The sequence below is a fragment of the Pantoea sp. EKM20T genome (genome assembly GCF_011800485.1).
GTDB classification, from domain to species: domain Bacteria; phylum Pseudomonadota; class Gammaproteobacteria; order Enterobacterales; family Enterobacteriaceae; genus Pantoea; species Pantoea agglomerans.
On the sequence record NZ_JAALFW010000010.1, the window covers coordinates 60,577 to 87,177 of the forward strand.

General features: G+C 57.5%; 23 protein-coding genes. 12 read left to right on the top strand and 11 right to left on the bottom strand.

Translation table 11 applies throughout. From position 1 onward, the window contains the following. Positions 1 to 121: 121 nt before the first annotated feature. Positions 122 to 1,807 (top strand): alpha-amylase family glycosyl hydrolase, encoded by a 1,686-nt coding sequence (locus tag HFD94_RS16985; RefSeq protein ID WP_022624034.1) that lies wholly within the window; start codon positions 122 to 124, stop codon positions 1,805 to 1,807. Here HFD94_RS16985 and HFD94_RS16990 read toward each other — a convergent pair whose 3' ends face one another. Together HFD94_RS16990 and bioH are read right to left on the bottom strand one after the other, a co-directional pair. Beyond that, complete coding sequence (locus HFD94_RS16990; RefSeq protein WP_010253187.1) at positions 1,808 to 2,077, bottom strand: YdgH/BhsA/McbA-like domain containing protein; 270 nt, start codon at positions 2,075 to 2,077, stop codon at positions 1,808 to 1,810. A 170-nt stretch (positions 2,078 to 2,247) separates the two neighbouring features. Further along, positions 2,248 to 3,024, bottom strand: a complete 777-nt coding sequence (gene bioH, locus HFD94_RS16995; RefSeq protein WP_167433306.1) for a pimeloyl-ACP methyl ester esterase BioH — start codon at positions 3,022 to 3,024, stop codon at positions 2,248 to 2,250. A gap of 34 nt (positions 3,025 to 3,058) precedes the next feature. Between bioH and gntX the strand changes: the two genes are divergently transcribed. Next, the gene (gene gntX, locus HFD94_RS17000) at positions 3,059 to 3,739 is read left to right on the top strand and encodes a DNA utilization protein GntX (RefSeq protein WP_163763325.1); all 681 of its coding nucleotides are present in this window, start codon (positions 3,059 to 3,061) and stop codon (positions 3,737 to 3,739) included. Between the two features lie 58 nt (positions 3,740 to 3,797). Next, the gene (nfuA, locus tag HFD94_RS17005) at positions 3,798 to 4,373 is read left to right on the top strand and encodes a Fe-S biogenesis protein NfuA (protein ID WP_010253194.1); all 576 of its coding nucleotides are present in this window, start codon (positions 3,798 to 3,800) and stop codon (positions 4,371 to 4,373) included. A 35-nt stretch (positions 4,374 to 4,408) separates the two neighbouring features. On the opposite strand, the gene malQ is transcribed toward nfuA, so the two are convergent. The 5 genes from malQ to glpE all read right to left on the bottom strand — a co-directional run bounded on the left by malQ (position 4,409) and on the right by glpE (position 11,028). Then, positions 4,409 to 6,490 (bottom strand): 4-alpha-glucanotransferase, encoded by a 2,082-nt coding sequence (malQ, locus tag HFD94_RS17010; RefSeq protein ID WP_167433307.1) that lies wholly within the window; start codon positions 6,488 to 6,490, stop codon positions 4,409 to 4,411. Positions 6,491 to 6,499: 9 nt separating this feature from the next. Continuing rightward, complete coding sequence (gene malP / locus HFD94_RS17015; RefSeq protein WP_167433308.1) at positions 6,500 to 8,905, bottom strand: maltodextrin phosphorylase; 2,406 nt, start codon at positions 8,903 to 8,905, stop codon at positions 6,500 to 6,502. Positions 8,906 to 9,060: 155 nt separating this feature from the next. Further along, positions 9,061 to 9,819 carry a DeoR/GlpR family transcriptional regulator gene (locus HFD94_RS17020; protein WP_010253201.1) on the bottom strand — a complete coding sequence of 253 codons (759 nt, stop codon included), beginning with the start codon at positions 9,817 to 9,819 and terminating at the stop codon, positions 9,061 to 9,063. Between the two features lie 31 nt (positions 9,820 to 9,850). Next, positions 9,851 to 10,672 carry a rhomboid family intramembrane serine protease GlpG gene (gene glpG, locus HFD94_RS17025; protein WP_010671549.1) on the bottom strand — a complete coding sequence of 274 codons (822 nt, stop codon included), beginning with the start codon at positions 10,670 to 10,672 and terminating at the stop codon, positions 9,851 to 9,853. Positions 10,673 to 10,701: 29 nt separating this feature from the next. Then, a complete protein-coding gene (gene glpE, locus HFD94_RS17030; RefSeq protein WP_010253207.1) occupies positions 10,702 to 11,028 on the bottom strand; it encodes a thiosulfate sulfurtransferase GlpE in 327 nt (108 codons plus the stop codon). 227 nt (positions 11,029 to 11,255) lie between these two features. Between glpE and glpD the strand changes: the two genes are divergently transcribed. The 9 genes from glpD to mdcH all read left to right on the top strand — a co-directional run bounded on the left by glpD (position 11,256) and on the right by mdcH (position 20,206). Further along, positions 11,256 to 12,761: a glycerol-3-phosphate dehydrogenase gene (gene glpD / locus HFD94_RS17035; protein ID WP_010671548.1), complete on the top strand. Its 1,506-nt coding sequence runs from the start codon at positions 11,256 to 11,258 to the stop codon at positions 12,759 to 12,761. Positions 12,762 to 13,142: 381 nt separating this feature from the next. Further along, positions 13,143 to 14,798 (top strand): malonate decarboxylase subunit alpha, encoded by a 1,656-nt coding sequence (mdcA, locus tag HFD94_RS17040; protein ID WP_167433309.1) that lies wholly within the window; start codon positions 13,143 to 13,145, stop codon positions 14,796 to 14,798. Next, positions 14,798 to 15,658, top strand: a complete 861-nt coding sequence (locus HFD94_RS17045) for a triphosphoribosyl-dephospho-CoA synthase (protein ID WP_132499647.1) — start codon at positions 14,798 to 14,800, stop codon at positions 15,656 to 15,658. The genes mdcA and HFD94_RS17045 overlap by 1 nt, the downstream gene beginning before the upstream one ends. Before the next feature lie 8 nt (positions 15,659 to 15,666). Further along, positions 15,667 to 15,966, top strand: coding sequence for a malonate decarboxylase acyl carrier protein (gene mdcC / locus HFD94_RS17050; protein WP_010253220.1), 300 nt, complete (start codon positions 15,667 to 15,669; stop codon positions 15,964 to 15,966). Further along, the gene (locus tag HFD94_RS17055; RefSeq protein ID WP_031592682.1) at positions 15,959 to 16,792 is read left to right on the top strand and encodes a biotin-independent malonate decarboxylase subunit beta; all 834 of its coding nucleotides are present in this window, start codon (positions 15,959 to 15,961) and stop codon (positions 16,790 to 16,792) included. The genes mdcC and HFD94_RS17055 overlap by 8 nt, the downstream gene beginning before the upstream one ends. Further along, positions 16,792 to 17,592, top strand: a complete 801-nt coding sequence (mdcE, locus tag HFD94_RS17060; RefSeq protein ID WP_010253226.1) for a biotin-independent malonate decarboxylase subunit gamma — start codon at positions 16,792 to 16,794, stop codon at positions 17,590 to 17,592. The genes HFD94_RS17055 and mdcE overlap by 1 nt, the downstream gene beginning before the upstream one ends. A 133-nt stretch (positions 17,593 to 17,725) precedes the next feature. Then, positions 17,726 to 18,685: an AEC family transporter gene (locus HFD94_RS17065; RefSeq protein WP_010253228.1), complete on the top strand. Its 960-nt coding sequence runs from the start codon at positions 17,726 to 17,728 to the stop codon at positions 18,683 to 18,685. Between the two features lies 1 nt (position 18,686). After that, positions 18,687 to 19,307, top strand: coding sequence for a malonate decarboxylase holo-ACP synthase (locus tag HFD94_RS17070; RefSeq protein ID WP_167433310.1), 621 nt, complete (start codon positions 18,687 to 18,689; stop codon positions 19,305 to 19,307). Next, positions 19,304 to 20,206, top strand: a complete 903-nt coding sequence (mdcH, locus tag HFD94_RS17075; RefSeq protein WP_122457562.1) for a malonate decarboxylase subunit epsilon — start codon at positions 19,304 to 19,306, stop codon at positions 20,204 to 20,206. The genes HFD94_RS17070 and mdcH overlap by 4 nt, the downstream gene beginning before the upstream one ends. Here the strand turns inward: mdcH and HFD94_RS17080 are convergent. The 4 genes from HFD94_RS17080 to glgC form a co-directional block, all read right to left on the bottom strand. Continuing rightward, the gene (locus HFD94_RS17080; protein WP_157354000.1) at positions 20,187 to 21,122 is read right to left on the bottom strand and encodes a LysR family transcriptional regulator; all 936 of its coding nucleotides are present in this window, start codon (positions 21,120 to 21,122) and stop codon (positions 20,187 to 20,189) included. The genes mdcH and HFD94_RS17080 overlap by 20 nt on opposite strands. A gap of 222 nt (positions 21,123 to 21,344) precedes the next feature. Further along, a complete protein-coding gene (gene glgP, locus HFD94_RS17085; protein ID WP_010253240.1) occupies positions 21,345 to 23,792 on the bottom strand; it encodes a glycogen phosphorylase in 2,448 nt (815 codons plus the stop codon). A 19-nt stretch (positions 23,793 to 23,811) separates the two neighbouring features. After that, a complete protein-coding gene (gene glgA, locus HFD94_RS17090) occupies positions 23,812 to 25,245 on the bottom strand; it encodes a glycogen synthase GlgA (RefSeq protein ID WP_010253243.1) in 1,434 nt (477 codons plus the stop codon). 63 nt (positions 25,246 to 25,308) lie between these two features. Continuing rightward, on the bottom strand, positions 25,309 to 26,601 hold the full coding sequence (glgC, locus tag HFD94_RS17095) for a glucose-1-phosphate adenylyltransferase (RefSeq protein WP_010253246.1): 1,293 nt from the start codon (positions 26,599 to 26,601) through the stop codon (positions 25,309 to 25,311).

Genomic DNA, 26,601 nt, shown 5'->3' on the forward strand with positions numbered 1-26,601 from the left:
AGGGGGCCACTGCCTGGCCCCCTCTTCACACCCTTCTCCCCGGTTGAAAATCCCCGCCATCGCGCTACGCTAAAAAGACGCCTGTCATAAAAACAACACCTGCTGTGGCACCCAATTCACGATGGAAACGATCACCGATCTGATTGATAAGATTTATGCTGGCACATTTCCGGAGGCGACCTTTGCGCGCCTGCTGGCTGACATCGCCACCGCCCGCGAGGCCATTAAGCTGCCGCGCAAGGCACACTGGGATGAGCAGGATGTGGTGCTGATCACCTATGCCGATCAGTTTCGCGAAGCCGATAAACCCACGCTCAGCACCTTTTCCCGGTTCTATCAGCAGCACCTGCAATCCACGTTTCCGCTGGTTCACCTGCTGCCCTTTTTCCCCTGGTCGTCCGATGACGGCTTTTCGGTGATTGATTACCATCAGGTCGATCCGCTGTGCGGCGACTGGCAGGACATTGCGCGGCTGCATCAGGAAACCCGGCTGATGTTCGATTTTGTCTGCAACCATATGTCGGCACACAGCGCCTGGTTCAGCCACTTCCTGGCGCAGGATCCCGGCTGGGACGATTTCTTTATTAGTATGCCGCCTGCCACCGATCTCAGCGCCGTGACGCGTCCGCGCACCTCGCCGCTGCTGACGCCGTTTAAAATGGCGGATGGCGAAACCCGCTTTATCTGGACCACCTTCAGCGCCGACCAGATCGACCTCAACTTTGCCAATCCTGAGGTGCTGCTGCGCATGGTCAATGTGCTGCTCGACTACCTGAAACGCGGCGCTGACTATGTGCGTCTCGATGCGGTCGGCTACATGTGGAAAACGCCCGGCACGCGCTGTATTCATCTGGAAAAGACTCATCAGCTGGTGAAGCTGTTTCGCGCTATTGCCGACCAGGTTGCGCCTGGCACGGTGATTATCACCGAGACTAACGTGCCGCATCAGGACAACATCAGCTATCTGGGCAACGGGCACGATGAGGCGCAGATGGTCTATCAGTTTTCACTGCCGCCGCTGGTACTGCATGCGATTCACACCGGCTCGGCGCGCGCACTGCGGCAGTGGGCGAGCGCTCTGGATCTCAGCAGCAACGACACCACCTTTTTCAACTTTCTGGCGTCACACGACGGCATCGGCCTTAATCCGGCGCGCGGCATTTTGTCTGAAGTGGAGATTGTCGCGCTGGTGCGCGATCTGGCGCTGGAAGGCGCGCTGGTCTCCTATAAAAACAACCCTGACGGCACCACCAGCCCCTATGAAATCAACGTCACCTATCTGGATGCGCTCAACCGTGAAGATGACGACGACGCCACGCGGCTGAAACGTTTTTTGCTGGCCCATGCGATTCTGCTGGTCTTTCCCGGCGTGCCTGCCATCTATATCCAGAGCATTCTGGGTGGTCGTAACCATTACGATGGCGTGCGCGCCGCCGGACACAACCGGGCGATTAATCGGCAGAAGTATGATTTACAGCAGATTGAGGCAGATCTTGCGGGCGGTAACTGGCTGCGCCAGCAGGTCTATACCCGGCTCGGACAACTGATTCAGCTGCGTCGTCGTCAGCCTGCGTTTCACCCGGATAATCCGATGACGCTTTATGAGAGCGAAAACGCCGTGCTGGTGCTCAGACGTCATCAGCCAGAAAGCGGCGACGGGCTGCTGTGCGTGTTTAATCTCAGTGGACGGTCAGTGGAGACGCAATTACCGGTGGCGCATACGTTGCAGGATGTGGTGAGCGGAGAGAAAATTGATGGCACCCAGCCGGTTAAGCTGGATGCCTGGCAGTTCATGTGGCTACGTTAATTACTTGTAGACTTCAGCCGTTGCGCTGAATTTGCCGTGTTCGCGACCGGCGATCACCAGGTAATATTTACCGCCTTTTTCGTCAGCGAGCTGCGACAGCACTTTTTTAGCATCCATTGGCGAGGTGGTTTCCGCCGTGGTGTTAACGGTGCCGATCTTCTGCAGGTTCATTGTCTTAACTTCTTCTTTGGTGACTTCTTTCGCTGCCATCGCAGAAAATGAAATCGCGCCCATCATCATTGAAGCCACAACCCATTTAAAAACCTTCATTATGTTTACCCTCATTCATGATCCATTGTGAGATGTAAGCAGCCGCTAAACGCGTAAGGCAGTATGGAACGGCATAGTCATTTCCATGACTAATCACATAAAATTGCAACGGCCTCGCTCACAGAGAGAAGTATTGCTGTTGTCTGCGATTTTGCCAATGCAAAGCGTCATTATCCCGACAGATTATTGATAAAATTAACAATATGCTGACAAAAGCTCTCAGGATGGGAAATAAAAGGCGCATGTGCGGCTTTTTCGATAACCACTGAAGGCGATGCTGGCAACATTTCATCTATCTCCGCCGCAATCCGGCGCGGCACCAGTCCATCTAACGCGCCATAGAGTCGCAGGAACGGCAGCGTAATCTGCGGTAACGCGTCGCGCAGATCGACCTGGCGCAGAATCTCCAGTCCGCCATCCAGCACCGCCACCTCCGGCATCGGCTGCGACAGCACCACCTCTTTCAGCTGCCGCGCATCGGCGCGAGCCGTTTCGGTACCCAGCGTCTGCAGCGCCAGAAAGCGCTCCACCGTGCGCTGGAAATCGTTGCTGAGCATCTGCTGAAAGTTCTGCAGCGTCTCCGGTTTAATGCCGGGCCAGCTCTCTGTGGCGGTGAAACAGGGCGACGAGGCAACGGTGATCAATGCAGCCAGTTTTTCTGGCGCACTCAGCGCCAGCTGCGTCGCCACCAGTCCGCCCAGCGACCAGCCCACCACAATCGACTGCGGTGGCAGCGCAGGCAGCAATTGCGCTGCCATCTGCTCCAGCGTCAGCGCACCGAAATGCTGGCTGCGGCCATAGCCGGGCAGATCGACCAGATGCAGGCGATAGTGCGCGCTGAGTCGCGGAATGATGCTTTGCCAGACTTCGGCATTCAGTCCCCATCCGTGCAGCAGCACAAGATCGCGTTTTCCTTCTCCGCAGGTGTGCCAGTAGAGCGACGTCATCAGTTACTATCCCGAAAATGATAAGGAGGTCGCTATGCTAGCAATGCCTGCCCTGTGTTGGCTATGCCGGATGCCGTTGCGGATAGCCCGGCACGGCATCTGCAGCTTATGTCTGCGCGGATTACCGCCGTTACCGCTGCTCTGTCCACGCTGCGGATTGCCGGCAGGTTCAGCAAAGGTCGCCTGCGGCCGCTGCCAGCTTAAACCGCCCGCCTGGCAGGCGCTGGTCTGCGTCAATGACTATTGTCCGCCGTTCAGCCAGTGGGTTAACCAGCTTAAATTTTCTCACATAACCGCACTCAGGGTGATGCTGGCGCGGCTGCTTTTGCTAAGCTGGCTTAATGTTTACCGGCGTGGCAGTGTGCCGCGTCCCGATCTGCTGCTGCCGGTTCCGCTGCATCGGCGACGACGCTGGCAGCGTGGCTTTAATCAGACGGTACTGCTGGCCGCACCGCTGGCGCACTGGCTGGGATGTGAATGGCGCGAAGGTCTTTCCCGCAAGCGCGGGGGCGCATTACAGCATCAGCTCAGCGCCCGCCAGCGCCGCACCAACTTACGGGGTGTTTTCTGCCTTGAAATGGTGGTGCAGGGACGCCATATCGCTCTGCTGGATGACGTCATTACCACCGGCAGTACGGTAGATGAAATCAGCCGCCTGTTAATGGCCCAGGGTGCTGCCAGCGTGCAGGTCTGGTGCCTGTGCCGTACCTTGTAGAGCGTCTTTGATGGGCGTATTATAACCAACTAAATTAGTCAACTATTGAGCAATCGACATGATCCGAATTACTGACTCTGCCCAGGAACATTTTTCTAAACTGCTATCCAAACAAGAAGATGGCACCCAGATTCGCGTATTCGTGATTAACCCGGGTACGCCAACAGCCGAGTGTGGCGTCTCTTACTGTCCGCCCGATGCCGTTGAAGCTACTGACACCGAACTGAAGTTCGAAAAGCTCTCTGCTTACGTTGATGAACTGAGCAAGCCTTATCTGGAAGATGCTGAAATTGACTTCGTTACCGACAATCTTGGTTCGCAGCTGACGCTGAAAGCGCCGAATGCCAAAATGCGTAAAGTCTCTGATGATGCGCCAATGGTTGAGCGCGTTGAGTATCTGCTTCAGGCGCAGATCAACCCACAGCTGGCCGGCCATGGCGGTCGCGTGTCGCTGATGGAGATCACCGATGAGGGCTACGCCATTCTGCAGTTTGGCGGCGGCTGTAACGGCTGTTCGATGATCGACGTGACCCTGAAAGATGGTATCGAGAAAGAGCTGCTGGCCGCCTTCCCGGAACTCAAAGGCGTGCGGGATATTACTGAGCATCAGCGCGGTGAACACTCGTTCTACTGATGATTAAGCGCGGCAGCCTGGCTGCCGCGCTTCTGTTATTGCCCTTTCTGTCCTGACTGACGCTGCTGGCTGACCACCTTCAGCAGTGCATTCACTTCTTTGTCCGCAAAGATCTCCTCCAGCGTTTTGCTCAGCTTGCGTCGCCAGTTAGGGTACTGATCCACCGTGCCCGGGACGTTGACCGGCGTGGTCATGCCAAGCCAGTCCTCAGGCTGCAGGCCAAGCAGCGCACTGTCGGTATCCGCCAGGAAGCGATGTATTGCCCGATTCAGCGCAGGCGTCATGGTGAGCTTCTCTGCCTTCTTCTGGCTGCGTGCCGGTAAGGCGCCCGCCTGATGAAGCGCATCCAGCAGCGCCTGCTTCTGCGCGGCGCGCTGCTGATGTAACGCTTTCACCGCATCGCCCGGATAGAGGCCAATCTTCTCACCCAGCGCCAGGTCGCCCTGCTCCCAGAAGCCGGTCAGCGTAGGCAGATCGTGCGTGCTGGCGCTGGCGATAGACTGGCGCGGATAGTCCTGCGGCGCGCGATAGCGCTCATCCTTCTCCTGCTCAAACCAGAGCACCTTCCATGAAAAGACGCCACTTTTACGCAGCAGGCTGACAATCTCCTGGGGCACAGTGCCCAGGTCTTCGCCAATCACCATGCAGCGCAGCCGGTGGCTCTCCAGCGCCAGGATAGCCAGCAGATCGTTGACCGGATAGGCCACATAGGCGCCTTTATCCGCCGTCTCCCCGGCAGGCACCCACCACAGACGCAGCAGCGACATCACGTGATCGATGCGCAACGCGCCGCAGTCGCGCATATTGGCGCGCAGCATGTCGATAAATGGCTGGTAGCCGCGCGCCTTCATTACATGCGGATCCATCGGCGGTAAGCCCCAATTTTGTCCCAGCGGACCGAGGCGGTCAGGCGGCGCACCTACCGAGGCCTTGAGGCGGTAAAGCTCCGGGTCGTGCCAGGTTTCCGCGCTGCCTTCCGCCACGCCCACTGCCAGGTCACGATAGAGTCCGACGCTCATGCCCAGCGCCTGACTGTGCGTCCAGCAGCCAGAGAACTGCTGCTGCGCCAGCCATTGCAGCCATTGCCAGAAGGCGATCTCCTCTTCATGCTGTGCACACCACTGCTGCACCTCCGGCAACTGGCTGTTGCGCCACCCTTCCGGCCACGCAGGCCAGCCGCCCTGCTGCGCCTTATCTGCCCGTCGCTCCAGCTGTATGCCGTCGTAGGCGGCCTGATAACGCAGGCTGTCGCCGCCTTCATGCACAAAGGCCGCCCAGGATTGATGCTCTTCGCTCTGGCTGTCTCGCGCCTGAAAGTGTGCCCAGGCGTGCCGCAGCGCAGCGAGCTTAAGCGCCATTACCGCCTCGTAGTCAACCAGCTCCGCCTCACGCGCTTTGGTCAGCGCCTTCCGGGTTCTGGCGCTGTTCCACCACTTCTGTGCCGCCGCGCTTTGCTGAAAATCGGCCACCTGACTGACGTCGATATAGATTACGTTCAGCCAGCGGCGCGACGACGGGCTGTACGGACTGGCGAAACCGGCGCTGGCGGGATAGAGCGCATGCAGCGGATTCAGCCCGACGAAATCGCCACCGCGTTCAGCCAGCTGCACCAGCAGCTGGTCGAGATCGCCGAAGTCGCCGATGCCCCAGTTCTGTTCAGAGCGCACGGTGTAGAGCTGCACCAGCGCACCCCAGCGTTTTTCCCCCGCTTCCAGCGCCGGAGGCAGATAGCAGCGGCGCGGCGCTACGATAAGCCGCGTCTGCCAGCTTTTTTTGCCCTTACTGAGTGTGAGCTGGTGGTACCCCTGCGCCAGCGGGCCAGGCAGCGTAAAAGGCTCACCGGCGGTTAACTCGCCGCTGTGCTGTTTGCCGTTTTCAGTCTGCAACTGCCAGCGGTAAACGCCGCTGCCCTGTGGCGTCAGCTGTCGCTTGCCACTGCCGCTGAACACCGCGACCGGCGGCAGCGGCGATTTTTTTGCGTCCTGCGGATCATCCATCACCGCCAGCAGCGCCTGCAGGGTCTCATCGCTGATCGCCTCTTTCTCGCCATTGACGTTGATGTAGTCCAGTGAAATTCCCGCGGCACGGGCGGCCTGACCGAGTGAATGTTGCTTCATTGCTGCTCCTTAGCGCGGTGCCTGCCAGATACGTTGCTGATAGTCACGAATTGACCGGTCCGAACTGAACATGCCGGTTCGTGCCATATTGAGGATGGCGGCGCGGGTCCAGCCTTCCGGGTCGCGCCACAGGGCTTCCACCCGTTGCTGCGCCTCGATATAGGCCTGGAAATCGGCCAGCACCAGCCAGGGATCGCCATGTTTCGTCAGGCTCTCCAGCATCAGGTCAAACGCATGTTTATCCCCGTTGCTGAATTTGCCCTTCTCCAGCGATTTCAGTAGATCGTCCAGCGGCTTGTTCTGCTTACGCACCTTTTTCGGGTTATAGCCTTTCGCCTTGAGCGCTTTGACCTCATCCACGGTGTGACCAAAGATAAAGATATTCTCCTCACCCACCTGTTCGGCAATCTCGACATTGGCGCCATCCAGCGTGCCAATCGTCAGCGCACCGTTCAATGCCAGCTTCATGTTGCCGGTGCCGGAGGCTTCATATCCGGCGGTGGAGATCTGCTCTGAGAGATCGGCCGCCGGGATCATCAGTTCGGCCACGGTGATGCGGTAGTCCGGGATGAACACCACTTTGAGTCGGTCACCGACCCGTGGATCGTTGTTCACCACCTCCGCCACCTTGTTAATGGCGTAAATGATATTTTTGGCGAGGTAATAACCCGGCGCGGCTTTGGCCCCGAACAGGAACACCCGTGGCGTAAAGGTGACATCCTCCGGGTTATTACAGATCTTCTGATAGCAGTAGAGGATATGCAGCAGGCTGAGGTGCTGGCGCTTGTACTCATGCAGTCGTTTGATCTGCACATCGAACAGCGCGGCCGGGTTCACGATAATCCCCGTGTGGCGGGCGATATACTCGGTGAGCTGCGCTTTATTCTGCTGTTTGATGCTGCGATAGCGCTGACGAAACGCCTGATCGTCGGCATAGGCCTCCAGACCGCTTAACGCCTCAAGGTTATTGGCCCACTCGGTTTTCAGCGTCTCATCAATCAGCCCGGCCAGCGCCGGATTACACTGCTTCAGCCAGCGGCGCGGCGTGATGCCGTTGGTGACGTTGTGGAATTTCTGCGGCCAGAGCTGGTGATATTCCGGGAAAAGATCGCTGACCACCAGGCTTGAGTGCAGCGCCGCCACGCCGTTGACCGCAAACCCGCTGACGACGCAGAGATTCGCCATCCGCACCTGACCGTCAGCGACCACCGCCAGCTTGTGCCACATCGCTTTGTCATCCGGCCAGCGCTGCTTCACCTGCTTTTTCAGCCGCTGGTTGATCTCTTTGATGATCAGAATATGGCGCGGCAGCAGACTGCGCATCAGCTTCTCATCCCAGCGCTCCAGCGCCTCCGGCATCAGCGTGTGGTTGGTGTAGGCAAACAACCGGCTGGTGATCTGCCACGCCTCATCCCAGCTCAGCTGATGCTCATCCAGCAGCACGCGCAGCATCTCCGGGATGGCGATGGTGGGATGTGTATCGTTAAGCTGAATCACTTCGAAGTCAGGCAGGCTGTGAATACTGCGTCCCGCCAGATGGTGACGACGCAGGATATCCGCCACCGCACAGGCGCACTGGAAATATTGCTGCATCAGGCGCAGCCGCTTGCCGGCCTGATGGTTGTCATTGGGATAGAGCACTTTGGTCAGTTTTGCCGCCTCGATGCCCGGCTGCTCCGCCTGCAGAAAATTGCCGTCGTTAAACGCCGTAAGATCAAACGGATGTGCACTCACTGCCTGCCACAGACGCAGCGGCAGCGTCACGCCGTTGCGGTAGCCGGTCACCGGCAAATCCCAGGCCTCGCCGCGCAGCGTAAAATCGGGCAGCCAGCGTACACCGCCGTTTTCCTGCTTTTCTACCCGGCCACCCATCGCGACTTCCACATCCAGCGCCGCGTTGTGGCGGAACCAGGGATAGCGCTCACGTTGCCAGTCATCGGGCGCTTCAATCTGCTGACCATCATCGAAAGACTGGCGGAACAGGCCGTACTGGTAGTTCAGTCCGTGGCCGGTGGCGGACTGCCCCACCGTTGCCATCGAATCCATGTAGCAGGCGGCCAGTCGTCCCAGCCCGCCGTTGCCCAGCGCCGGATCGACCTCCTGCTCCAGCAGTTCCGTTAAATCGAACTCGTGCTCAGCCAGCGCCGCTTTGACGTCGTTATACCAGCCGAGATTGAGCAGGTTGTTGCCGGTCAGACGGCCAATCAGAAACTCCATCGAAAGGTAATTAACGTGACGCTGCTGCACAGCCGGACGCGGTGCCGGTTGTGCGTCCAGTAGCTCCGCCAGCGCCGCGCTGACCGCCTGCCACGCCTGGTGCGGGGTCATCTGCTGGGCGGAACGGAGACTTAACTGTTGCCACTGGCGGGTAAAGGCGGCATTAAAACGGGCTTTATTAAATTTTTGCTGCGGCATATCACTCCCTTCTGTTACGCAATGAGGTGAAGCAAAAATAGAAAGCGCACGGGCTGGCAACCGGGTGCCAGCAACCGTTAAGTAAAGACGGGAGTGAGGAAAAAAGCGACAGCAATCAAAGAAAAACGCCAGCCGGGAGGCTGGCGTGGCAGGAATCAGCAGAGTTCGAGGTGAACCTCATGCTGCTCAATCACCTTCATTACGCTGGCAGGCGGCGTTTTGTCCGTGTAGAGGTAGTCAAGCAGACTCATGTTGCCGAGGTTGACCATGGCGTTACGGCCAAACTTCGAGTGATCCACCACCAGCATCACGCAGCGTGAATTTTCAATGATGGCACGCTTGGTGCGGACTTCGTGATAGTCAAACTCGAGCAGCGAACCATCCATATCGATGCCGCTGATCCCCAGAATGCCGTAGTCGAGCCGGAACTGAGAAATAAAGTCGAGCGTCGCTTCACCCATTACCGCGCCATCGCGGGTCCGCACTTCACCACCCGCGATAATGACCCGGAAATCGGGTTTATCCATCAGCAGCATGGCGACGTTAAGGTTATTGGTGACCACGCGCAAATCGCTGTGGTTGAGCAGCGCATGCGCCACCGCTTCCGGCGTGGTGCCGATATCGATAAACAGCGTGGCACCATCCGGGATCTGGCTGGCCACGCGCTGGGCAATCCGCGCTTTTTCCGCTGACCACATCATTTTACGGTCGTGCCAGGCGGTATTCTCAGAGCTGGAGGGAAGCGCCGCGCCGCCGTGGTGACGCTGAATTTTGTTCTGATCGGCCAGATCGTTGAGATCGCGACGAATGGTTTGCGGGCTGACCTCAAAATGATCCACCAGCTCCTCAGTACTGACATATCCCTGACGACGGACTAAATCGATAATCGCATCATGACGTTGCGTCTGCTTCACGTTCCTCTCCTGTTAACCCGCATAATCCTGTCTAACGACGCGTGACTTTACGCGTATCCACCAGCGCCATCGCCAGTCCGACCACCAGACCGGCGACGTGCGCCGCGTTGGCAATAGCCAGACCAAAGACGCCAAACCAGCCAATCACCAGCCAGACCAGCGCAAAACCGATCAATCCCCGTTCAAGATAGACGCCGCTGTCGGGATCGCGCTCCCCGCGCAGCCAGCAGTAACCCATCAGGGCATAGACCACGCCCGACAGGCCACCAAACCAGATGCCGCTGAACTTCGCCTGCAGCCAGCCGCTGAGCAGAGCCGAAATCAGCAGGATGACAAAGAGTTTGCCGCTGCCAAGTCGCTTCTCAACCGCGCCGCCCAGATACCACCACCACATCAGATTAAACAGAATGTGCAGCAGTGAAAAGTGCAGCAGCGCATGGCTGAACCAGCGCCAGACCTGAAGATGCTGATCGGCATCCGGCCAGGAGAGCCAGGCCATCACGGTGCGATCGCCCATGACCTGCATCAGAATAAATATCGCGATACAGAGCACCATCAGCGTCATGGTCAGCGGACCGGCACGCTCACGGATATTCGCCCAGATATTGCTGCGCTCATAGCGCAGGCCACTGTCAGTTTTTCCGCTGTGCCAGCTGGCGGCCTGATAACGCGGATGGTTAGGGTCGTGCAAAAACTGCTGAAGTTCGTTTTCGACCAGTGAAATCTTGCTCTCATCATCCAGCATGATGACGTAGTGATTTTCATGCTCAATACGCAGCGTGATGCCCCGCGTCGCCATGTAGTCAACAAAGGCCTGCGCCATGCGGGGCTGATTAAATTGAGTAATGCGCATCAGTAACTCTCCATGTGACGAGCGGCAATCTATTCGCTGCCGAGGGCAACCTGCTGAGGAAAGGCAGCACGCCAGGCATCAAAGCCGCCATCAATGCTGTACGCCGCGCTGAAGCCCTGTCCCAGCAGATATTGTGCCGCGCTTTTGCTGCTGTTGCCGTGATAGCACATCACCAGCACCGGCAGGCTGTGATCGGCGCCGCTGACAAAATCGCTGAGGTTGCTGTTGGTCAGATGCAACGCACCCGCCGCATGACCCAGGGCATAACTTTGCGGATCGCGGATATCTACCAGCAGCGCACCCTGCGCCAGACGCGCCTGCGCCTGCTGCACATCAATACATTCGAACGTTTCCATGGGATCTCTCATAACAGCGTCACAATAGCGCGTAGTGTAACCCGAGAATCGACGCCGATAACCTGACAATCGTTACGGCTATCGGTTTTTTTGGTGGGCAGAATGTTAGCTATATCACGCAAAAATGTTTTTACCTGGTTAAAAGCTGGCGTCAATGTTGGTTTGCGATTATGATTATGCTCGAAAACGAACATTAGTGAACTATTCCGAACATCGGAGGAGATGACGTGGAAACCAAAGACCTGATCGTGATCGGCGGCGGCATCAACGGTGCCGGCATTGCAGCAGATGCTGCAGGACGCGGACTGTCGGTGTTAATGCTGGAGGCGCGGGATCTGGCTTGCGCGACCTCCTCTGCCAGTTCAAAACTGATTCACGGCGGCTTGCGCTACCTTGAACATTACGAATTCCGTCTGGTCAGTGAAGCACTGGCCGAGCGTGAAGTGCTGCTGAAAATGGCTCCGCATCTGGCGTTCCCGATGCGCTTCCGTCTGCCGCACCGTCCGCATCTGCGTCCGGCGTGGATGATTCGCACCGGCCTGTTTATGTATGACCATCTTGGCAAGCGTACCAGTCTGCCAGGCAGTAAAAGTTTGCGATTTGGCGCGGATTCGGCCCTGAAGCCGGAAATTACGCGCGGATTCGAATATTCTGACTGCTGGGTCGATGATGCCCGCATGGTGGTACTGAACGCACAGGAAGTCGTGAAGCGTGGCGGCGAAGTCCGTACCCGCACCCGCGTGACCCGTGCCTGGCGTGAAGGCGGCCTGTGGAAGGTCGAAGCGGAAGATGTCGACAGCGGTAAAACCTTTACCTGGCAGGCGAAAGGCCTGGTCAATGCTGCCGGCCCGTGGGTCAAACAGCTGTTCGACGACAGCCTGAAGCTGAAATCACCTTACGGTATTCGCCTGATCAAGGGCAGCCACATCGTGGTGCCACGCGTCCATACCGAAAAGCAGGCTTACATTCTGCAGAACGAAGATAACCGCATCGTGTTTGTCATCCCGTGGATGGATGAGTTCTCTATCATCGGTACCACCGACGTCGAGTACAAAGGCGATCCGAAAAACGTCAATATTGATGACAGCGAGACCGACTATCTGCTGAAAGTGTTCAACGGACACTTTAAAAAGCAGCTGACCGCTGACGATATCGTCTGGTCCTATTCCGGTGTCCGTCCGCTGTGTGATGACGAATCCGATTCGCCACAGGCGATAACTCGTGATTACACCCTGGATGTGCGCGACGATAATGGTCAGGCTCCGCTGCTGTCGGTGTTTGGCGGCAAGCTGACCACCTACCGTAAGCTGGCAGAACATGCGCTGGAGAAACTGGCGAAGTACTACCCGAACGCGGGCCCGGCATGGACGAAGAACTGCGTGTTGCCAGGCGGAAATATCTCCGGCACCCGTGAAGATTATGCGGCCAGCCTGCGTCGTCGCTATCCGTTTATCAGTGAAAATATGGCGCGCCACTTCTCGCGCACCTACGGCAGCAGCACTGAAACCCTGCTGGCTGGCGCGAAAAGCCTGGACGATCTGGGCGAGAACTTCGGTCACGAGTTTTACGAAGCAGAATTACGCTACCTGGTGCAGCATGAGTGGGTTCGTGAGCTGGATGATGCTATCTGGCGTCGTACCAAACAGGGCATGTGGCTGACCAAAGAGCAGCAGGCGCGAGTCACCGAGTGGCTGGCAGCGAAAGCTAAACCCGCCCTGTCGCTGGCATCATAAACGGACAGTAACTAACTAAAGAATCAGAAAGCAGGCTTCGGCCTGCTTTTTTTATGTCTGCGATAGCGGGTCGGTGAATCCGGGTGCTGATCCGACAGGTTGCGCTTTTCAGCGTGTAGCAGAGTTTATTTTTGTACGACGAACTTTTTATTAAAAATGCCAGACTCAAACCATTTTTTATACAGAAATCCGTTTATGAGATCACATTTTTGGTCAGCGCCTAAACTCAACTCCTTCTGCTTCGCATATCAAAACGTTCACATCCTATTGTTACTGTAAATATAACGTTCAGGCTTTTTGCTTAATTGAACGACATCATCAGAAAGCACAAACTTTCCTCAGTAAAAACGAAACAACCGTTATTTTAATCAGGAGGTTGAAATGAACACAGGCCAAACGCCTGCCCGGGAATGGAACACGCGCCGCAGTGAAAAAGCGCGTCGTCTGGCATCCTTTCCTGTTGATGGCAAAGTCATTCCTACTGAAAGAGCTGTAGAAGCATTTGAAAAACTGATTGCACCGGGCGACCGGGTAGTACTGGAAGGGAATAACCAGAAGCAGGCCGATTTTTTGTCACGCACCCTGGCTGAGGTTAATCCGGCGTTAGTACACGACCTGCATATGATTATGCCGAGCGTGGGTCGCAGTGAGCATCTGGATATTTTCGAAAAAGGCATTGCGCGTAAACTCGACTTCTCTTTTTCCGGTCCGCAAAGTCTGCGTATTTCTCAGTTGTTAGAAGATGGTCAGCTGGAAATAGGCGCAATCCACACCTATATCGAACTCTATTCCCGCCTTTATGTCGATCTGAGTCCAAACGTCGCGCTGATTGCCGGTTATAAAGCTGACCGCAAAGGCAACCTTTACACCGGCCCGAGTACTGAAGATACGCCTGCCCTGGTGGAAGCCGCCGCGTTCCGTGACGGTATCGTGATTGCCCAGGTAAATGAGCTGGTCGATGACGAGACCGACCTGCCCCGCGTCGATATTCCCGGCTCCTGGATCGATTACATCGTCGTAGCCGATAAACCTTTCTTTATCGAACCGCTGTTTACCCGCGATCCGCGCCTGATTAAACAGGAACATATCCTGATGGCGATGATGGCGATTAAAGGCATTTACGCCGAACATCAGGTGCAGTCACTTAACCACGGTATCGGTTTTAATACCGCCGCGATCGAACTGCTGCTGCCTACCTACGGCGAACAACTCGGCCTGAAAGGCAAAATCTGTAAGCACTGGACCCTTAACCCGCATCCGACGCTGATCCCGGCGATTGAGAGCGGCTGGGTTGAAAGCGTGCACTGCTTCGGTGGCGAACTGGGCATGGAAGAGTACATTCGCGCCCGTCCCGATATCTTCTTCACCGGCAGCGACGGCTCTATGCGCTCTAACCGCGCCTTCTGTCAGCTGGCAGGTCAGTATGCGGTGGATATGTTTATCGGTGCCACCCTGCAGGTCGATGGCCTGGCAAACTCCTCAACCGTGACCCGCGGTCGCCTTTCCGGTTTCGGCGGTGCGCCTAACATGGGCCACGATCCGCACGGCCGACGTCATGCCACGCCTGCATGGCTCAATATGATCACCGAACCGGACCCGATGCAGCGCGGTAAAAAACTGGTGGTTCAGATGGTGGAAACCTTCCAGGCCGGTGCCAAACCAACCTTTGTTGAAACGCTAGATGCCGTTGAAGTGGCGAAATCGACCGGTATGCCGCTGGCACCCGTGATGATCTATGGCGATGACGTCACCCACGTGCTGACCGAAGAGGGTATTGCCTATCTCTATCGCGCGGAAAGCCTTGAAGAGCGCCGTGCGATGGTCGCTGCGGTAGCCGGCATCACCGATATCGGCCTTGGCGTTGATGCGGCGCGCGTGGCGGCCCTGCGTAAAAGCGGCAAAGTGGTCTATCCGGAAGATATGGGCATTCGTCGTTCAGATGCGACCCGCTCACTGCTCGCCGCCAGCAGCGTCTCTGACCTGGTGGAATGGTCGGGTGGTCTTTATAACCCACCGGCAAAATTCCGGAGCTGGTAATGAAACTTCTGTCGCAGACTCAAACCGAGGCGCAGGCCAGCCAGCTGGCGACGATTGCGCGCGATTGTCTGACCGATGAAGCGCGGCTAAGCCCCAAGCCGGGTCTGGTAGACAGTCGGGGGAACGGCGCGCATCAGGACCTGACACTGGCGCTGATGGAGCGTTCCGCTCACAGCCTTGTGCCGACCTTTCTGGCGCTGGCCCGTCACAGCTGGCTGCGTCCTGCTGATATTGCCCTGCGTGAAACGGTGGGTCGGCTGGGCCGTGACGGTGAACAGCAGATGATGGCGGCAACCGGCGGCGTCAACACCCATCGGGGTGCGATCTGGGCGCTGGGACTGCTGGTCAGTGCTGCAGCCATGCACGGTGGCGCGGCCAGTGCCGACCAGATGACCCGCACCGCAGCCGCGCTGGCCAGCCTGCCCGACCGCGCCGCGCCAAAACTGTTCAGCAAAGGGTTAAAAGCGACGCATCGCTATCAGGTGCCCGGCGCACGCGAAGAGGCGCAACAGGCGTTTCCTCACGTGATGAAGCTGGCGCTGCCACAACTGCTGACCAGTCGTGCAACGGGTGCCAGTGAAAGTGAAGCCCGTCTTGATGCGCTGATGGCGATCATGACCTCGCTCAGCGATACCTGCGTGCTGTCACGGGCCGGTATGACCGGACTGAAAGCGATGCAGCAGGGAGCACGCGCCGTGCTGCTGTCTGGCGGCTGTCGCACAGCAGGCGGTCAGAAGGCGCTGGCGCAGCTCGACCAGCGCATGCTGTCGCTCAACGCTTCGCCTGGCGGGGCCGCCGATTTGCTGGCCGCGACGCTGTTTATTGATCGGGTCTGTTCACCTGAACATTCTTATTTCTAGAGGCCATTATGGAACACATCACATTATCTTTACCTGCTAACCGCTCACTCAGCGGTAAAGCTCTGGCAGGGGTCGTTGGTTCCGGTGATATGGAAGTGCTGTACACCGCAACTGAAGGACAAACGCTTAGCATTGATATCACCACCTCACTGGATAACAGCGACGCCCGCTGGAAGGCGCTGTTTGACCGCCTGAATTTAACCAACGGTCTGCCTGCCGGAAAGCTGATTATTCACGATTTCGGCGCGACACCCGGCGTGGCGCGTATCCGTATTGAACAGGTTTTTGAGGAGGTGAGCCATGCGTAACGATGCCAGTTTTATTGAATTACGCGCCCGTGAGCGCGCCCGTGCACTGCTGGACGACGGCAGCTATCGCGAACTGCTGGATCCTTTCGAAGGCATCATGTCGCCGTGGCTGGCCCCGCAGGGTGTGGTGCCGCAGTCAGATGACGGCATGGTGGTGGCACGCGGCACGCTGAACGGTCAGCCTGCGGTCGTTATCGCCATTGAAGGCACCTTCCAGGGTGGCAGCATGGGCGAAGTCTCCGGTGCCAAAATGGCGGCGGCGCTGGAACTGGCAGCCGAAGACAACCGCAACGGAATACCCACTCAGGCGGTGCTCTGCCTGGAAACCGGCGGCGTGCGTTTACAGGAAGCAAATCTGGGGCTGGCGGCGATTGCCGATATTCATGCCGCGATTGTCGATCTGCGCCGCTATACCCCGGTTATCGGCATTATTGCCGGTACCGTCGGCTGCTTTGGCGGGATGTCCATCGCCGCTGCGCTGTGCAGCTACCTGATTGTGACGCGTGAAGCGCGCCTGGGGCTGAACGGTCCGCAGGTGATTGAGCAGGAAGCGGGCATTGAAGAGTATGACTCGCGCGATCGCCCGTTTATCTGGAGCATGACTGGCGGTGAAATCCGCTACGCCAGCGGCCTGGTCGATGCGCTGGTCGGTGATGGCGTCAATGCGGTTAAGAGTGCGATGAATGACTGCATCGCTAAAGGTGTTCCGGCGCAGCACCGCAGCGATAAATATGCCGATTTCCTGCCACGTCTGACGCAGTTCGACACCCGTCAGCAGGCGGACACGGCGCAGATTAAACAGCTTTTCGCCCGGGAGGATAAATAATGACCCAGACAAACAGCCGCGGTGCAATCTGGCTGGAAAAACTTGCACCTGATGCGCAGCGCCTCAGCGGCCTGTGTGCCTCTGTCCAGGTGGCGGACGGTGAACTTAATGGCGAAAGCGTGCGCTTTATCGCCGTGGTGCCCGATGCACAAAACCACTATCCACGTGCCGCGCAGGGCGAAGTCGGTCTGCTGGAAGGCTGGACGCTGGCGAAAGTGGTGAATGAAACGCTGGAAGAGGACAAGAACAGCGACGTGAAACGCCCGATTGTGGCGGTGATCGACGTGCCGAGTCAGGCCTATGGTCGTCGCGAAGAGGCGTTCGGTATTCATCAGGCGCTGGCCGGGGCTGCAGGCGCTTATGCCAAAGCACGCCTTGCGGGTCATCCGGTGATTGGGCTGATTGTTGGCAAAGCGATGTCTGGCGCCTTCCTGGCGCACGGTTATCAGGCCAACCGCCTGATTGCGCTCAACGATCAGGGTGTACTGGTGCACGCGATGGGTAAAGAGTCCGCCGCGCGTATCACGCTGCGTTCGGTGGAGGCGCTGGAGAAACTGGCGGCGACCATTCCGCCGATGGCCTATGACGTGAATAACTTCGCCACGCTGGGTCTGCTCTCCGATCTGCTGAACGTGGCCAATCCCGATGCGCCTTCTGACGCCGATGTGGCGATGGTCGAGATCGCGTTGCAGAAAGCCATTAGCGATGCGCGTCAGGATCCGAGCCTGAAAAACCGGCTGGGCGCATCCAATCGCCACAGCTCCTCCCTGGTTCGCGAGCGGATGCGCGCAACCTGGTAATTAAATAAAAAAATAAACCTGCCGAAACCGGTCTGACGGGGCGCATTGCTAAGTGCGCCCCGGGGCAGTGGCCGTGTTCAGAATTATAAACATCGCTGTTAACAGAAAATTCTTTCTTAAATACAGGTGATTTATGATTTATATAATTGTTCATGCCCTTGCTCCGATTTTTGTCATCATGCTTCTGGGTTTCTGGGCCGGTAAGGCCGGAATGGTCAACAACAAAGACGTCTCTCTGCTGAATATTTTCGTCATGGATTTTGCGCTGCCCGCCGCGCTGTTCAGTGCCACTGTACAAACGCCCTGGCCGGGCATCGTGGCGCAATGGCCGCTGATTGTGGTTATTACCGGCGCAATGTGGATTACCTATGGAGCTGTCTATTTCGCGGCTACAAAAGTTTTCAAAAAGTCACCGCAGGATGCGGCTGTGCTGACACTGACGGTGGCGCTGCCAAATTACGCCGCGCTGGGCCTGCCCATTCTGGCCAGCGTGCTGGGTGAAAATGGTGCCACTTCGCTCTCGGTAGCGGTCTCCATCGCCTGTGGTTCAGTGCTGCTTACACCGCTTTGCCTGCTGATTCTGGAACGTGAAAAAGCGTTTGCCGATGGCACCGAACACGGTTCAACCCTGACCATGCTACCGATTCTGATGTGGCGTTCAGTGAAAAAACCGATCGTACTGGGACCGTTGATTGGCGTGGTGTTATCAGCGCTGGGCGTTAAAATGCCTGATCTGGTGCTGGCCGCCATCAAACCGCTGGGTCTGGCTGCCACCGCCGCTGCACTCTTCCTGACCGGTGTCATCCTGTCGGCACGCAAACTGAAACTCAACGCGGTGGTGGGCGTCGGCACGGTAACTAAACTGCTGATTCAGCCCTTTATCGCCTGGGGTCTGGTGCTGGCATTGGGTCTCAGCGGTCCGGTGGCCATTACCGCCATTCTGATGATTGCGCTCTCCGCCGGTTTCTTCGGGGTGGTGTTTGGCAACCGCTTTGGCGTGCAGTCGCCGGATGCAGAGGCTGTGCTGCTGCTCAGCTCTATTCTCTGTATTTTGTCATTACCGCTGTTCATTACGCTGACATCAGGAATGTAATATGAGCTCTGTACCGCGCCCCCACGATCTGCTCTGGCTGCGAGACGGCAACGCCTTAGCCGCCATCAGTGAGAGCTGGGTCAGTCAGTTCTGGCATCCCGGCTTTCCGGTCGTGGTGCGGCGCGACAGGAGCGAAACCGGGCTGATACCGGTGGGTGTGCGCGGCGAGCGCCGCGAACAGCGCGCCGCCGGATGGGTCAATGCAGCGGATATCGTTCGCGTTGTCACGCCGGAGATGCTGGCGGCGCGTGCGCAGTTGCTTGCCTCGCCGTTTACCGCTTATGCGCCGGTCGGCGCGGCGATTGCCCTCAGTGAGCACGACTGGCCGTGGCGCTGGGGTATTACCGGCAGTACCGGTTACGCACTGGCAACACAGCAACCCACGCTGCATGCCGCCAGCGATCTTGATTTAGTTATTCGCGCGCCAGAGCCGCTGGCGCGCGATGCGCTGCAACGCTGGCAGGCGCAAACCGACACGCTGGCCTGCCGGGTCGATACGCAGGTAGAAACGCCGTCCGGCGCGTTTGCCCTCAGCGAGTGGCTGCGTGAAGGCCGCGCGCTGGTTAAAACCGTTACCGGTCCGATACTGACCGCTTCACCCTGGAGCAGGGAGCTACAATGAAAATACTCTTTACCTTTCCCGGCCAGGGCACTCAGCGTGCCGGGATGTTACAGCACCTTCCCGACGGCGACGCCCTGTTAAACAGCGTGCGTGCAGTGCTGGGCGCCGAGACTGACCAGCTCGACAGTGCCGATGCACTGCGCCACACGCGCGCCGTGCAGCTCAGTCTGCTGATTTGCGGTGTCGCCTGGGCGCGCGAGCTGATCCGCCGTGGGGTGAAACCCGATATCGTCAGCGGTCTGTCGATTGGCGCGTTTCCTGCTGCGGTGATTTCCGGCGCGCTGGATTTCAGTGATGCTTTGCGGCTGGTGGCACTGCGCGGCGATCTGATGGAGCAGGCTTATCCGGAGGGATATGGCCTGACCGCCATCACCGGCCTGACGCTGAGTCGTCTGGAAAAACTGCTGCCCGGCAGCAACACCTATATCGCCAACCTGAATGCGGAAACGCAGATTGTGATTGCTGGCCGCGACGAGGATATGGCGGTAGTCGCGCAGAAAGCGCTGGATGCCGGTGCCAGCAAAGCGATTAAACTCGCGGTGAGCGTGCCGTCGCACTGCGCGCTGCTGGATAAGCCCGCCGCAGAACTGGCGCGCGCGTTCGGGTCCGTCAGCCTTTCCCGTCCCCATTGCGCTTACCTCAGCGGTTCAACCGGACGCGTGATTTGGGAGCCGGAGAAGATTGCCGACGATCTTGCCTTTAATATGGCGCGTACGGTGCAGTGGAATGATGCGATGGTTTCAGCCAATCAGCGCGATGCCCGACTGGCGATTGAGATGCCGCCTGGCAATGTGCTGACCGGCCTGACGCTTCAGGCAGGCTGGCAGGGCGACGCGATTTGTCTGGAGCGCAACAGCGTTGAGGTTGCACTCCATCTGGTTAAACGGCTAAGTCAGTAAGGCTGCGGGCGTACATCCGCCCTTCTGCCGCCAGTGCCAGCAGGTCATTATCCCGTTCGCGGCGATGTGAGTAGACAATCGAGATCTGCTGACGCATCTGGTAAGGCTCAGCGAGCGTCAGCAGCTGAATGTTGTTTTCATACACCTTCTTCATCCGTCCCGGAATCAGCGCCAGGCCGACGCCCGCCTGCACCAGGCTTATCATCGAGAAGATGTCATTCACCTGGGTGACCATGCGCGGTTCAAATCCGGCTATCTGGAACGCCTCCTGCGAACCGGCATAGGTGGCAAACCCTTCAGCCAGCGAGACAAAATCACGGTCGGCATAATCACGCAGATCCACCGGACCGGCTCCGTCCCGCATCTCCCCGGCCGGTGTGGCCAGAAAGATCCTGTCCTCAAACAGCGGAATCACATCAAAATGCGCGTCGCTGAGTTCGCCGTCATCGGTGGCGATCAGAATCGCATCCAGCGCATCATCTTCCAGCATATTCAGCAGCATTTGATTGGAACCCATGGTCAGATCGAGCTCCAGCGTGGGCCGACGTAGCTTCATGCCCATGATCAGCCGGGGAATGGTCTCCAGCGTCAGGGAGTAGAGCGTGCCAAGTCGCAGACGCCCTCCGCCGATGCCTGCGACTTTGCGCGCCTCTTCAATGCCTTTGCCCATCAGGGTGGTCACATCGCGACAGTAGTCCAGCAGCGTCCAGGCGGCAGGTAGCGGCACCAGGTTGCGGCCCTTGTGGATAAACAGCGGGCAGTCGATGCCCTCTTCCAGCGTATGCAGTGCGCGATGCACGCTGACGCTGCTCAGCGCCAGCGCTTCCGCCGTACGGGCGATATTGCCCTTGCTCATAAACATCATGAAGACGCTGAGTTTACGGAAGGTAATTTCCTGGTTGATGTTGTCACTCATTGCTGCTGTTGCCTGTAGGGTCATTTTGCTTTCCCGCATAGTAGCGATTCTCAGCCAGGGTGTAATGATCTGGCTCGCACAAGAGGCACTTACGGACGCAGAGGCGATAAGAGGCTGAACCTTCTGAAAGAGGAGCGGGATAGACGGTGAGCAAAGAGAGCACAGGAGAGTGCGGCCGATCCCTCGGCCGCAAAGAAAGTCAGAAACCTGACTGCACGCGCCTTACAACCTTACTGGCGAGATATTCCAGATCTCATCAGCGTACTCCTGAATCGTACGGTCCGACGAGAAGTAGCCCATTCCGGCGATGTTTTTAGCCGCGCGGCGTTGCCACTCATCCGGTTTACGGTAGAGCGCATCCACTTTATCCTGGGTATCCACATAGCTGCGATAATCCGCCAGCAACTGGTAGTGATCGCCGAAGTTGACCAGTGAATCGAACAGATTGCGGTAGCGGCCCGGATCCTGCGGACTGAACAGACCGGAAGCAATCTGAGTCAGCACCTGATGCAGCTCTTCATCCTTTTCGTAATAGTCACGCGGGTTATAGCCCCCTTTACGCAGGGCTTCGACCTGTGGCGTGGTATTACCGAAAATGAAGATGTTCTCTTCACCGACGTGATCCAGCATTTCAACGTTGGCCCCATCCAGCGTTCCGATGGTCAGCGCGCCATTCAGCGCAAACTTCATATTACTGGTGCCGGACGCCTCTGTCCCAGCGGTAGAGATCTGCTCAGAGAGATCGGCCGCCGGAATAATGATCTGCGCCAGGCTCACGCTGTAGTTCGGGATGAAGACCACCTTCAGTTTGTTCTTCACCTGCGGATCGTTGTTGATCACATTGGCGACATCGTTGATCAGATGAATGATGTGCTTGGCAACGTAATAGGCCGACGCCGCTTTACCGGCAAAAATATTGACGCGTGGCACCCAATCCGCCTGCGGATCGGCCTTGATACGGTTGTATCGGGTGATCACATGCAGCACGTTGAGCAACTGGCGTTTGTACTCGTGAATACGCTTGATCTGCACATCAAACAGCGCGTTCGGGTCGAGCACCACGTCCAGATTCTTCGCCACCCAGTCGGCCAGCCGACGCTTGTTCTGATACTTGGCGACCGCCACTTTTTCAATAAACGCCGGATAGTCGATCTGCGCCTTCAGCTCGCCCAGCTGGCTGAGATCGGTGCGCCAGTTGCGGCCAATCTCCTCATCCAGCACCTCTGACAGCGCCGGGTTCGCCAGCGCCAGCCAGCGACGCGGAGTGACGCCATTGGTTTTGTTACAGAAGCGGCCAGGGAACAGACGTGAAAAATCGGCAAACAGCGACTGTACCATCAGGTTGGAGTGCAGCTCCGAAACACCGTTTACTTTGTGGCTGACCACCACCGCCAGCCAGCCCATGCGTATCCGGCGGCCATCGTTTTCGTCGATGATCGAAATGCGCGACAGCAGATCCAGGTCATCGGGATAGTGATCCTGAATGGTCTTAAGGAAGAAGTCGTTAATTTCAAAAATAATGCTGAGGTGACGCGGCAGGATCTTGCCGATCATATCGACCGGCCAGGTTTCCAGCGCTTCGGTCATCAGCGTATGGTTGGTGTAGGAGAAGACCTGACAGCAGACGTCAAAAGCGTTGTCCCAGCTGAATTTATGATCGTCGATCAGCAGGCGCATCAGTTCGGGGATCGCCAGCACCGGATGGGTATCATTCAGGTGAATAGCGATTTTATCCGCCAGGTTGTCCCAGGTCTGATGCATCCGCCAGTGACGATTCAGAATGTCCTGCACCGTCGCGGAGACCAGGAAATATTCCTGACGCAGGCGCAGCTCGCGGCCTGAGTAGGTCGAATCATCCGGATAGAGCACGCGCGACACGTTCTCGGAGTGGTTTTTATCTTCCACCGCCGCAAAGTAGTCGCCCTGGTTGAACTTGCCGAGGTTGATTTCGTTGCTGGCCTGCGCGCCCCACAGCCGTAAGGTGTTGGTAGCGTCGGTGTCAAAGCCCGGAATGATCTGGTCATAGGCCATCGCCAGGATCTCTTCGGTCTCCAGCCAGCGCACTTTCGCGCCTTCGTGCTGGACGCGGCCACCAAAGCGCACTTTGTAACGGGTATTGAAACGCTGGAATTCCCACGGATTACCATATTCAAGCCAGTAATCCGGCGACTCTTTCTGCTCACCTTCCACAATGTTCTGTTTGAACATGCCATAGTCATACCGGATGCCATAGCCACGGCCCGGCATGCCCAGCGTCGCCAGCGAGTCGAGGAAACAGGCCGCCAGGCGACCCAGACCACCGTTGCCCAGCCCCGGATCGTTCTCCTCTTCCATCAGCTCGGCCAGATCCAGACCCATCTCATCCAGCGCCTGGTTGAGATCGTCATAAATCCCCATCGCCAGCAGCGCATTGCCCAGCGTGCGGCCCATCAGGAACTCCATCGACAGGTAATAGACCTGCCGGACATCCTGCGACAGCTGAGCACGGCTGGAACGCAGCCAGCGCTCCACCATCCGGTCGCGCACCGCCAGCAGCGAGGCGTTAAGCCACTCATGCTTATTGGCGATAGAGGGATCTTTGCCGATGGTAAACATCAATTTATAGGCAATCGAATGCTTTAAGGCATCAACCGTCAACGTTGGTGAGGCGTAAGTGAAAGGTGCATTCATATCCAGTTTTCCCAATCCGTTACATCAAACGTTGGTAGAGATCACGGTAGGCTTGTGCTGCCACCTGCCAGCTAAAGTCCATCGCCATTGCCTGGCGCTGAACATAGCGCCAGAGCGAAGGACGGGACCACAACACAAACGCGCGCCGGATAGCCCGAAGCAGTGACCAGGCGTTTGCATCTTCAAAACTGAATCCACTGGCGATGCCGTCGGCCAGATTCTCCAGTGAGCTGTCATTCACGGTATCGGCCAGCCCGCCGGTGCGGCGCACTAACGGCAACGTACCATACTTGAGGCCATAAAGTTGTGTCAGACCGCAGGGCTCAAAGCGACTCGGCACCACAATCACGTCTGCGCCGCCGACAATGCGGTGTGAGAACGCTTCGTGATAGCCGATCTGCACGCCGACGCTGCCCGGATGCTCTGCCGCCGCCGCCAGGAAGCCCTGCTGCAGTTCAGCATCGCCCTGGCCCAGCAGCACCAGTTGACCGCCCTGCGCCAGCAAGCCGGGCAGCGCCTCCAGCACCAGGTCCAGCCCTTTCTGTTTGGTCAGACGGCTGATCACGCAGAACACCGGCGCTTTATCATCCACCTTCAGACCCATCGCCACCTGCAGCTGACGTTTGTTCTCCGCTTTCGCTTCCAGCGTGTCGCGGTTATAACGCGCGCTGAGCAGCAGATCGTGCGCCGGATCCCAGATAGAGGGATCAACGCCGTTGAGAATGCCGCTAAGACGGCCTTCACGCATCCGCTGTGCCAGCAGGGTTTCCATGCCGTAAGCATATTCGGCAGAAGTAATTTCATGGGCGTAAGTCGGGCTGACCGCCGTGATATGGTCGGCGTAAAAAAGTCCCGCTTTCAGGAAGGAGATCTGACCGAAGAACTCCAGCCCGTGCATGTTAAAGAATGACCATGGCAGGCCAATCTCTTCCATGTGGTGCGCCATGAACAGACCCTGATACGCCAGGTTGTGCACGGTGAAGACCGATTTAGCCGGACGACCACGCGCTTCCAGATAGGCGCAGGTCAGGCCTGCATGCCAGTCATGGGCATGAACAATATCGGGACGCCACATCGCGTCCATGCCGCACGCCAGTTCACAGCCAACCCAGCCCAGCAGCGCAAAGCGCAGATAGTTGTCGACATACGCAAACTGCGATTCGTCATGGTAGGGACTACCCGGACGATCGTAGAGGCCGGGAGCATCAATCAAGTAGATGCCCACACCGTTAAATTCACCAAATAGCAGACGTACATGACCGGCAAATGTTTCTCGCTCTGTCACGACCTGGAGATCAGGTATGCCTTTGCGCAATGCGGGAAAAGCGGGCAGTAGTACCCGCGTATCCGTGCCGCCCGCAATTTGTGCCTGAGGTAATGCCCCGACTACATCAGCCAGTCCGCCCGTTTTTAGCAGCGGGAAAAGTTCCGAACAGACATGTAAAACCTGCATCCTCGACCTCATTAAGTTATCCGACACGCTCCGCGTGCCGATTGCGTAAGTTTCGCTTATCGCTTACAGCCCCGCTTTGGCCAGCCTGGCCAGCATGGCGCGGGTTACCAGTACGATGCCTTCATCCGAACGGTGAAACCGGCGACTGTCTTCATCCGGGTTTTCGCCAATGACCATGCCTTCCGGTAACTCGCAGGCACGATCAATGACGCAGCGACGCAGACGACACGATCGGCCCACTACCACATCAGGCAGCAGTACAGTTGAATCTATATTGCAAAAAGAGTTAACGCGTACCCGCGGGAACAGCACCGAATTGACCACCACTGAACCGGAGATGATGCAGCCCCCCGAGACCAGCGAGTTCATAGTCATCCCGTGACTGCCGGAACGATCCTGAACAAATTTGGCCGGCGGCAGCGGCTCCATGTGGGTACGAATCGGCCAGGTGACGTCATACATATCGAGTTCAGGCATCACCGATGCCAGGTCGAGATTGGCGCGCCAGTAGGCTTCCAGCGTCCCGACATCGCGCCAGTAAGGCGGCGCATTGTCATCGTTCTGTACGCAGGAGAGCGCAAAGGAGTGCGCATAGCCTTCGCCGCTTGCCACGATTTTCGGCAGGATATCTTTGCCGAAGTCGTGGTTAGAGCCTGGCGTCTGCAGATCCTCTTCCAGCAGTTCATAGAGATAGTCTGCGTTGAAAACGTAGATCCCCATGCTGGCGAGCGCCTGAGTGTCATCACCCGGCATGGTGGGCGGTTTCGCGGGTTTCTCCACGAAGTCGATCACCATGTTCTCTTCGTCCACCGCCATCACGCCAAACGCCGTGGCTTCATGCACCGGCACCGGTAAACAGGCGATGGTACATTTCGCCTCGTTGACCACGTGATCCAGCAGCATGCGTGAGTAATCCATCTTATAAATGTGGTCCCCGGCGAGGATCACGATGTACTGCGCCTGATAGCGGCGAATCACATCAAGGTTTTGCGTCACGGCATCGGCCGTCCCGCGATACCACTGTTCGGTCGAAAATCGCTGCTGCGCTGGCAGCAAATCGACAAACTCATTCATCTCTTCATTGAAGATCGACCAGCCACGCTGGATGTGCTGAGTCAGGGTATGAGACTGATACTGAGTAATCACGCCAATCCGTCGGATACCGGAGTTGACGCAGTTGGAGAGGGCAAAGTCGATAATGCGGAACTTGCCGCCGAAATGCACCGCCGGTTTGGCACGTTTGGCCGTTAAATCGACCAGGCGCGTGCCGCGTCCGCCGGCGAGGATCAGAGCAACCGTCTGTGTAGGGAGCTGGCGGGCCAGCATCAGGTGATCTGTTCTATCTAACTTAACCAT

Excerpts from the sequence above, each read along its gene's own strand:
- HFD94_RS16985 (WP_022624034.1), top strand. The coding sequence starts at position 122 with ATGGAAACGATCACCGATCTGATTGATAAGATTTATGCTGGCACATTT.
- HFD94_RS16990 (WP_010253187.1), bottom strand. The coding sequence starts at position 2,077 with ATGAAGGTTTTTAAATGGGTTGTGGCTTCAATGATGATGGGCGCGATT.
- bioH (WP_167433306.1), bottom strand. The coding sequence starts at position 3,024 with ATGACGTCGCTCTACTGGCACACCTGCGGAGAAGGAAAACGCGATCTT.
- gntX (WP_163763325.1), top strand. The coding sequence starts at position 3,059 with ATGCTAGCAATGCCTGCCCTGTGTTGGCTATGCCGGATGCCGTTGCGG.
- nfuA (WP_010253194.1), top strand. The coding sequence starts at position 3,798 with ATGATCCGAATTACTGACTCTGCCCAGGAACATTTTTCTAAACTGCTA.
- malQ (WP_167433307.1), bottom strand. The coding sequence starts at position 6,490 with ATGAAGCAACATTCACTCGGTCAGGCCGCCCGTGCCGCGGGAATTTCA.
- malP (WP_167433308.1), bottom strand. The coding sequence starts at position 8,905 with ATGCCGCAGCAAAAATTTAATAAAGCCCGTTTTAATGCCGCCTTTACC.
- glpG (WP_010671549.1), bottom strand. The coding sequence starts at position 10,672 with ATGCGCATTACTCAATTTAATCAGCCCCGCATGGCGCAGGCCTTTGTT.
- glpE (WP_010253207.1), bottom strand. The coding sequence starts at position 11,028 with ATGGAAACGTTCGAATGTATTGATGTGCAGCAGGCGCAGGCGCGTCTG.
- mdcA (WP_167433309.1), top strand. The coding sequence starts at position 13,143 with ATGAACACAGGCCAAACGCCTGCCCGGGAATGGAACACGCGCCGCAGT.
- HFD94_RS17045 (WP_132499647.1), top strand. The coding sequence starts at position 14,798 with ATGAAACTTCTGTCGCAGACTCAAACCGAGGCGCAGGCCAGCCAGCTG.
- mdcC (WP_010253220.1), top strand. The coding sequence starts at position 15,667 with ATGGAACACATCACATTATCTTTACCTGCTAACCGCTCACTCAGCGGT.
- HFD94_RS17055 (WP_031592682.1), top strand. The coding sequence starts at position 15,959 with ATGCGTAACGATGCCAGTTTTATTGAATTACGCGCCCGTGAGCGCGCC.
- mdcE (WP_010253226.1), top strand. The coding sequence starts at position 16,792 with ATGACCCAGACAAACAGCCGCGGTGCAATCTGGCTGGAAAAACTTGCA.
- HFD94_RS17065 (WP_010253228.1), top strand. The coding sequence starts at position 17,726 with ATGATTTATATAATTGTTCATGCCCTTGCTCCGATTTTTGTCATCATG.
- HFD94_RS17070 (WP_167433310.1), top strand. The coding sequence starts at position 18,687 with ATGAGCTCTGTACCGCGCCCCCACGATCTGCTCTGGCTGCGAGACGGC.
- mdcH (WP_122457562.1), top strand. The coding sequence starts at position 19,304 with ATGAAAATACTCTTTACCTTTCCCGGCCAGGGCACTCAGCGTGCCGGG.
- HFD94_RS17080 (WP_157354000.1), bottom strand. The coding sequence starts at position 21,122 with ATGAGTGACAACATCAACCAGGAAATTACCTTCCGTAAACTCAGCGTC.
- glgP (WP_010253240.1), bottom strand. The coding sequence starts at position 23,792 with ATGAATGCACCTTTCACTTACGCCTCACCAACGTTGACGGTTGATGCC.
- glgA (WP_010253243.1), bottom strand. The coding sequence starts at position 25,245 with ATGCAGGTTTTACATGTCTGTTCGGAACTTTTCCCGCTGCTAAAAACG.
- glgC (WP_010253246.1), bottom strand. The coding sequence starts at position 26,601 with ATGGTTAAGTTAGATAGAACAGATCACCTGATGCTGGCCCGCCAGCTC.